General features: G+C 43.0%; 9 protein-coding genes, 3 tRNA genes, 1 pseudogene and 1 riboswitch. Of the genes and pseudogenes, 10 read left to right on the top strand and 3 right to left on the bottom strand.

What is annotated here, in order from left to right; genetic code table 11:
- The 8 genes from GBN19_RS13790 (at position 1) to ribB (ending at position 3,834) form a co-directional block, all read left to right on the top strand.
- A tRNA-Gln gene (locus GBN19_RS13790) sits at positions 1-75 on the top strand.
- An 18-nt stretch (positions 76-93) separates the two neighbouring features.
- Positions 94-168 (top strand) — tRNA-Gln (locus GBN19_RS13785).
- 87 nt (positions 169-255) lie between these two features.
- Positions 256-330: transfer RNA gene (locus GBN19_RS13780), tRNA-Gln, on the top strand.
- 39 nt (positions 331-369) lie between these two features.
- Positions 370-1,323: a ribose-phosphate pyrophosphokinase gene (locus GBN19_RS13775; RefSeq protein ID WP_016165799.1), complete on the top strand. Its 954-nt coding sequence runs from the start codon at positions 370-372 to the stop codon at positions 1,321-1,323.
- 104 nt (positions 1,324-1,427) lie between these two features.
- Positions 1,428-1,724, top strand: coding sequence for a 50S ribosomal protein L25 (gene rplY, locus GBN19_RS13770; protein WP_151778533.1), 297 nt, complete (start codon positions 1,428-1,430; stop codon positions 1,722-1,724).
- Positions 1,725-1,746: 22 nt separating this feature from the next.
- Positions 1,747-2,325, top strand: a complete 579-nt coding sequence (gene pth, locus GBN19_RS13765; RefSeq protein WP_151778532.1) for an aminoacyl-tRNA hydrolase — start codon at positions 1,747-1,749, stop codon at positions 2,323-2,325.
- Between the two features lie 99 nt (positions 2,326-2,424).
- Positions 2,425-2,805 (top strand): aspartate 1-decarboxylase, encoded by a 381-nt coding sequence (panD, locus tag GBN19_RS13760; protein WP_151709062.1) that lies wholly within the window; start codon positions 2,425-2,427, stop codon positions 2,803-2,805.
- Between the two features lie 131 nt (positions 2,806-2,936).
- Positions 2,937-3,078: riboswitch (FMN riboswitch) on the top strand.
- Positions 3,079-3,174: 96 nt separating this feature from the next.
- Positions 3,175-3,834, top strand: a complete 660-nt coding sequence (gene ribB, locus GBN19_RS13755; RefSeq protein ID WP_151778531.1) for a 3,4-dihydroxy-2-butanone-4-phosphate synthase — start codon at positions 3,175-3,177, stop codon at positions 3,832-3,834.
- Between the two features lie 15 nt (positions 3,835-3,849).
- Here the strand turns inward: ribB and GBN19_RS13750 are convergent, their stop codons facing one another.
- A complete protein-coding gene (locus GBN19_RS13750) occupies positions 3,850-4,362 on the bottom strand; it encodes an HPP family protein (protein WP_151778530.1) in 513 nt (170 codons plus the stop codon).
- Between the two features lie 85 nt (positions 4,363-4,447).
- Here GBN19_RS13750 and GBN19_RS13745 point away from each other — a divergent pair, with 85 nt between their 5' ends.
- Positions 4,448-4,999 carry a TetR/AcrR family transcriptional regulator gene (locus GBN19_RS13745; RefSeq protein WP_151778529.1) on the top strand — a complete coding sequence of 184 codons (552 nt, stop codon included), beginning with the start codon at positions 4,448-4,450 and terminating at the stop codon, positions 4,997-4,999.
- Here GBN19_RS13745 and GBN19_RS13740 read toward each other — a convergent pair.
- Positions 4,996-5,478 carry a DUF1289 domain-containing protein gene (locus tag GBN19_RS13740; RefSeq protein ID WP_151709066.1) on the bottom strand — a complete coding sequence of 161 codons (483 nt, stop codon included), beginning with the start codon at positions 5,476-5,478 and terminating at the stop codon, positions 4,996-4,998. The two genes, GBN19_RS13745 and GBN19_RS13740, sit on opposite strands and share 4 nt — an antisense overlap.
- 98 nt (positions 5,479-5,576) lie before the next feature.
- Between GBN19_RS13740 and trhO the strand changes: the two genes are divergently transcribed.
- Positions 5,577-6,509 carry an oxygen-dependent tRNA uridine(34) hydroxylase TrhO gene (trhO, locus tag GBN19_RS13735; RefSeq protein ID WP_151778528.1) on the top strand — a complete coding sequence of 311 codons (933 nt, stop codon included), beginning with the start codon at positions 5,577-5,579 and terminating at the stop codon, positions 6,507-6,509.
- Between the two features lie 81 nt (positions 6,510-6,590).
- Here trhO and GBN19_RS15965 read toward each other — a convergent pair.
- Positions 6,591-6,775, bottom strand: a pseudogene (locus tag GBN19_RS15965) (IS4 family transposase); the annotation flags it as partial.

The raw sequence follows: 6,775 nt of genomic DNA, 5'->3' as shown, positions 1-6,775 counted from the left end.
AGGGGCGTCGCCAAGTGGTAAGGCAGCGGGTTTTGATCTCGCCATCCGTTGGTTCGAATCCAGCCGCCCCTGCCATATACACACATCAAATTTAGGGGCGTCGCCAAGTGGTAAGGCAGCGGGTTTTGATCTCGCCATCCGTTGGTTCGAATCCAGCCGCCCCTGCCATTACTCAAAAGACAGAATGTAAAGAAAGCAACTTGTCATTTTTTCTTGACAAATCTGCTTAGAAACTTTAAAGTTCTGCCACATATTAGGGGCGTCGCCAAGTGGTAAGGCAGCGGGTTTTGATCTCGCCATCCGTTGGTTCGAATCCAGCCGCCCCTGCCATATTCTTCCAAACACCATACCAACCGCCAAGGGTGCTTCATGCCCAATCTTGTCGTTTTTAGTGGAACTGCTCATCCACAATTCGCTCAAAAAGTCGTAAGCCATTTGCACATTCCTTTAGGTGCAGCCTCAGTTTCTACCTTCTCTGATGGTGAAATTGCTGTTGAAATCACTGAAAATGTCCGTGGTAAAGACGTATTTATCGTACAACCTACTTGTGCCCCAACCAATGACAACCTCATGGAAATCTTGGTGATGGCTGACGCATTACGTCGCGCAAGTGCTGGTCGTATTACTGCTGTCATTCCTTACTTCGGTTATGCACGTCAAGACCGTCGTCCACGTTCATCTCGTGTTCCAATCACTGCAAAAGTTGTCGCAGATATGCTCACTACTGTAGGGATTGACCGTGTTGTGATGATCGACCTACATGCAGACCAAATCCAAGGTTTCTTCGATATCCCTGTAGACAACATCTACGGTACGCCAGCATTACTTGCTGACTTACGTCAACAGTCTCATGACAACCTGATGGTTGTTTCTCCAGACGTGGGTGGTGTAGTTCGTGCTCGTGCTGTTGCAAAACAAATGGGTGATATTGATCTTGCGATCATCGATAAACGTCGTCAAAAAGCGAATGAATCACAAGTGATGCATTTGATTGGTGATGTAAAAGGTCGTGACTGTGTGATTGTTGACGATATGGTCGACACAGCAGGTACTTTATGTAAAGCTGCTGATGCACTGAAAACTTTTGGTGCGCGCCGTGTTGTTGCCTATGCAACTCACCCAGTACTTTCAGGCAAAGCAATTGAGAATTTGAAAAACTCTGTGATCGACGAACTCGTGGTAACAGATACAATTCCGCTTTCTGAAGAAGCACAACAGCTTGGTAAAATTCGTCAAGTTTCTGTTGCAAGCATGGTTGCTGAAACTATTCGTCGTATTAACAACGAAGAATCAATCAGCGCAATGTTTGACAGCTATTTATAATAAATAGCTGCGCAATTTTCCAAAAGCCCTGCTATAATGCGGGGCTTTCTATTGGTCAGATTGGTCGTAAATCTGGCTATTTCGTAACTTAATGAGGATATCTCATGGCTAATTTCGTATTAAATGCTCAAGCACGTGCTGAAGAGAAACAAGGGAAAGGTTCGAGCCGCCGCCTTCGTCGTGAAGCACTAGTTCCTGCCATCATCTACGGTGGTGAAGCAGAACCTGTAGCTGTAACTTTAGAACTTCGTGAACTTGTTAAAGCTTTAGAAAACAATGCCTTCTTTGCTGAAGTTGTTGAAATCAAAGTGGGCGACAAAACTGAAAGCGTTAAAATCCAAGCGCTTCAACGCCACCCTGCTAAAAACACTCCAATGCACGCTGACTTCAAACGTGCGTAATGGTGAGTGAGAGCGTAGTTTCGTGACTAAAATTTCGCTCATTGTCGGTTTGGGCAATCCGGGTAAGGAATATGCCCAAACCCGACATAATGCTGGTTTCTGGTTTGTTGAGCAACTCGCAGACCGTTACGGAATCAGTTTAAAAGCAGACCCTAAATTCCATGGAATCAGTGGTCGTGGCAACATCGAAGGTCATGATGTTCGCCTGTTACTTCCTAGCACATTTATGAACCGTTCTGGGCAAAGTGTTGTGCCTTTTGCCAAATTCTATCAAATTCAACCTGAAGCAATCTTAATTGCGCATGATGAACTCGATATGAATCCTGGTGTGATTCGCCTCAAAACAGGAGGTGGTCATGGTGGTCACAATGGTCTACGCGACATTGTTCCACATATTGGCTCAAACTTTCATCGCCTACGTATTGGAATCGGCCATCCTGGTTCTAAAGAGCGTGTTTCAGGTCATGTTTTAGGTAAAGCCCCTAAAAGTGAACAAGACCTCATGGATGCTGCGATTCATCATGCGTTATCGAAAACTGCTCTTCTGGTTGAAGGTCAAGTTTCTCAAGCGATGAATCAAATCAACGCCTACAAACCTTAAAGTAAGTAAATTCAATCTCTGATGGCATCTTTGTGTACATCTCTTAAGTCTTTGAATGCCTTTTTTCTAGCAAACTGAGCAAGTTAAGGAGATATTTGCATGTTATCGCGTTTATTAAAATGCAAAATACATCGTGCAATCGTGACCCATGCAGAACTGCATTATGAAGGCTCATGTGCGATTGATGGCGTTTTAATGGATTTGGCAGGTATTCGCGAATATGAAGAAATTCATGTTTGGAATGTCACCAATGGCAAACGTTTTACAACCTATGCCATTCGTGGTGAAGATCACTCGGGTATTATCTCGGTAAATGGTGGCGCAGCTCATCAAGCTGATGTCGGTGATATTGTCATTATTGCCACATTTGCTGACTTTAATGAACAAGAAGCCAATGCTCATCAGCCTCGTCTTGTCTATGCCAACCCAGACAATACGGTCAACCACACCTCTAACTGCATTCCAGTCCAAGTTGCTTAAATTTCTCAATCATGAGCATATTTCGATATGCTCAGATTATCTATGCTATAGCAAATAAACTGCTATTTATAGTACGAATCATTCTATAAAAAGGATGATTTTTCACAAAAAATAACGCTATAATTTTGGCACATCGCTTCAGGGCGGGGCGCAATTCCCCACCGGCGGTAAGCTCAACTCTTTGAGTAAGCCCGCGAGCCAATGACCCGTGTCATTTGCAGATTTGGTGCAAATCCAAAGCCGACGGTATAGTCCGGATGAAAGAAGTCGACGTTTCAGAAGATTCATTTTTTCAAACTTTTGTCACGACCCCATTTTTTCGATCAGTCCTGAAATGTTCCTGTATCTAAATTACGTGAGCGTTTCATTATGTCTATTTTAATTCAACCCGAATTATTCTTTTCTAGCCTATCCCCTGCTGAACAACGCATTCAACAAGCCTTAGAAGATATCCGCCAAGGCAAACCTGTTTTGGTGATGGATGATTTTGACCGTGAAAATGAAGCTGATTTGGTGATTGCATCAGAAACGCTGAATGTCGAAACCATGGCACGGATGATTCGTGATGGCTCAGGTATTGTGTGTTTATGCTTAACAGAACAACTGGCAGATCATCTAGAACTTCCACCAATGGTGAGCAACAACTCGAGCCATTTTCATACTGCATTTACCGTGACCATCGAAGCTGCTGAAGGTGTAACCACTGGCGTTTCAGCAAAAGACCGTGTCACGACTATTCGCGCTGCAACCAAAGATGGTGCTGTCGCGAGCGACCTCAATCGCCCTGGGCATGTATTTCCATTACGCGCACGTGAAGGCGGTGTGTTGACTCGTCGTGGTCATACAGAAGCAACCATTGACTTAGCCCGTTTAGCAGGCTTAAAAGCTGCGGGTGTACTGTGTGAAGTGACCAATCCAGATGGAACCATGGCATCAGGGATTCAAGTCTTGTCTTATGCACAAACCCATCACCTCACTGTGATTACCATTGAAGAACTGGTTCAATACCGTTTAGCACATAACGTGTAATACTTTTCAGCATCATCATTCTAGCGATGGTGATGCATCTTTCTCTTGCTCCCAATATTTGATGCATTGCTGTTGCAAGATATGAATCAAACGCGCAATCACCACCAAAAGTAGAGTGCCTGTGAGTACTGGAAAAATTAAAAAATCCCAACCATAATGCACTGAAGATGCACTCAATAAAATCAACAATGGGTTCGCACCTGCGGGTAGATGTACACATCCCAAAAGTCGCATGAGTACAATTGCCAAAGCAACCGCCAGTGCGATGGTGATCATATTAATGGGTAAGTAATGCACAAATGCCCAACCTATCGCAGCAGACACTAGATGTCCCACAATCACATTTTTCGGTTGAGCCAAAGGTGACTGAGCCGCTGCATACAACAACACACAGGTCGCACCAAACGGCGCCATAATCCATAATTGATGCGAAAGTTGGGGCAAATACAGTAAAACCAGAATACTCAAACTTGCACCAAACAATGTTTTGATTAAATCAGAAATTGAATACGGAGAGGACTTTAACATCACTCTACTCCTTGAATTGATTTTTGTCGGTCTGCGCGCTAAAATCAAAATAGTACAGATCTGTACTATTTTTAAGAGAAAAAGTATGTCGAAATCCGCCGCCAAAATTCTAAGTACCGCAGAGCAGTTATTTAATCAGCACAGTTTTAATGCGGTCGGTGTCGATTTAATTCGGGATGAATCAGGCTGTTCTAAAACTACGCTCTACACTTATTTTAAGAATAAACAACAATTGGTGGCTGCTGTTTTACAAAAGCGCGATGCGCACTTCCGACAAAGTCTATCCGATTTTGTCGGAGATACTCAGGACTTGGCTGCGCTTGAAAAAATTTTTGATTGGCATGTGCTGTGGTTTCAGCAAGATCATTTTAAAGGCTGTTTATTTGTCCGTGCCGTGGGAGAATCTTCACAGCAAGATCATGAAATTCTTGATCTTGCTCAACAGCATAAACGCTGGTTATATGGATTTATTGCACAGTACACACACAACTTCAAGCAGCCTAAAGCAGTCACTGAGTTGTGTTACAACTTTTTAGAAGGATTGATGAGCCGATTTTTAGTCGATGGCTTTCAAGCAGAAATTGCCGAGCAAAATAAGCAACTGATGTTGAATCTGATCAAAAGTTTACAGGCTTAATCATCTGCCAACTGTAACAGGCTATGATGAATACCATCGGCACGTAACCATGCAAAGTCATAACTTGCTTTAGCTAGTGCGAGGACACGGCGCTCAAATTCATCCCACAACGGTTTGACTTGAGCCTGTTGAATACCTAGACCACTGTCTTCAGCAAACTGGCGGTGTTTCTCACAAATTTTGAGTGCTTGATACAACTTACGACCGACCGATGCATCAGGTAACAGTTTTGTACGTTTTGATACAATAAAGCCCTCCACATGCCTTAAATTTGCATGAGGTAACATCGGCACCAAAATTTGGTCTAATTGTGCATCCAAACGTGTCCAAACTGCATGTTGTTGTTCCGCGGTGTAAGTATTCCATTGAATCACTTCATGATTAAAACGTCGGCAGCCTCGACAGACATGATCACCAAATACAGTCGAGCAACGCCCTGCACATGGGGTGAGTGTCGCAATGCGACGATCTTTACTCAAACCAATCTCTCCTTAGCAAGAGCTATTCTCGCTTAATTTCTAAAATCACGCTAAAATACGCGCCTTAATTTTATATCTTAATACATTTGGAGTCTCGCATGAACGCTACTGTAGAACAGCTTGCACCTGTAGAACAGCAAGCGACCACAGATTGGGTTGTTGCCGCGCTATATCAATTTAAAGAAGTTCAAGATGCTGCTGATTTACAGCAACGTCTGCTTGATTTAGTGAAAACAATCAATCTATGCGGAACTCTGATTGTTGCAAGTGAAGGCATCAATGGTACGGTTGCAGGTGATCGCCAAGCCATTGATACCATTCATCAATTCTTATTGAATGAAGGTTTTGCTGCAATGGAATACAAAGAGTCTCTCAGCTCTGACAAACCATTCCGTAAAATGAAAATCAAACTCAAAAATGAAATTGTCACTTTGGGCGTTGAAGTTAAGCCACGTGATTTAGTTGGTCATTATTTAGACCCGAAAGAATGGAATGAGCTGATTGTACGTGATGACGTGATCTTAATCGACACACGTAACGATTACGAATACAAAGCAGGAACCTTCAAAGGCGCGATTGATCCAAAAACTGAAACTTTCCGCGAATTCCCTGAATACGTGAAAAAAGAACTTGAACAACACAAAGACAAGAAAATTGCCATGTTCTGTACAGGCGGTATTCGCTGTGAAAAATCAACATCATTGTTGCTTCAAGAAGGCTTTGAAGAGGTGTATCACCTCAAAGGCGGTATCTTAAAATACCTCGAAGAAACCCCTGCTGAAGAAAGCATGTGGGAAGGTGAATGTTTCGTGTTTGATGGCCGTACAGCCGTGACTCACGGTGTTGAAGAAGGTCAAAACATCAAGTGTCACGCTTGTGGCTGGCCACTGACGCCTGCTGAATCAGTACTTCCAAGTTACGAACATGGCGTTTCTTGTGTGTACTGTATTGACAAAACCAGCGAAAAACAAAAATCTGGTTTCCGTATGCGTCAATCTCAAATTGCTGCAGCAAAACGTAAACGCCTCTAATTCAAAAAAAGGTTGCTGCTCCTGATCAAGCAGCAACTTTGATCCAATAAAAAAGCACCTTTTTAGGTTAATGCCAGTCAGTTAAGCTGATTGGCATTTTTTCTTTGGATATTTTGCAGGTTTTCCTTTAACTACTCTCGGACACAGCCTATGCCTTTTTTCAGGTAATACATACATTTTTGAACTTTCTAATAAATGCTCTAAATGTCTAGGCAAATTACCTGCCGACTCTAAAGGCGTATGCCTCAATATATTGATAATACTCA

It is taken from the genome of Acinetobacter brisouii (assembly GCF_008993995.1).
GTDB classification, from domain to species: Bacteria; Pseudomonadota; Gammaproteobacteria; order Pseudomonadales; family Moraxellaceae; genus Acinetobacter; species Acinetobacter brisouii_A.
The sequence above is the reverse complement of the archived record's forward strand: the minus strand, read 5'-3'. Positions and strand labels throughout refer to the sequence as shown.

Excerpts from the sequence above, each read along its gene's own strand:
- GBN19_RS13775 (WP_016165799.1), top strand. The coding sequence starts at position 370 with ATGCCCAATCTTGTCGTTTTTAGTGGAACTGCTCATCCACAATTCGCT.
- rplY (WP_151778533.1), top strand. The coding sequence starts at position 1,428 with ATGGCTAATTTCGTATTAAATGCTCAAGCACGTGCTGAAGAGAAACAA.
- panD (WP_151709062.1), top strand. The coding sequence starts at position 2,425 with ATGTTATCGCGTTTATTAAAATGCAAAATACATCGTGCAATCGTGACC.
- ribB (WP_151778531.1), top strand. The coding sequence starts at position 3,175 with ATGTCTATTTTAATTCAACCCGAATTATTCTTTTCTAGCCTATCCCCT.
- GBN19_RS13750 (WP_151778530.1), bottom strand. The coding sequence starts at position 4,362 with ATGTTAAAGTCCTCTCCGTATTCAATTTCTGATTTAATCAAAACATTG.
- GBN19_RS13745 (WP_151778529.1), top strand. The coding sequence starts at position 4,448 with ATGTCGAAATCCGCCGCCAAAATTCTAAGTACCGCAGAGCAGTTATTT.
- trhO (WP_151778528.1), top strand. The coding sequence starts at position 5,577 with ATGAACGCTACTGTAGAACAGCTTGCACCTGTAGAACAGCAAGCGACC.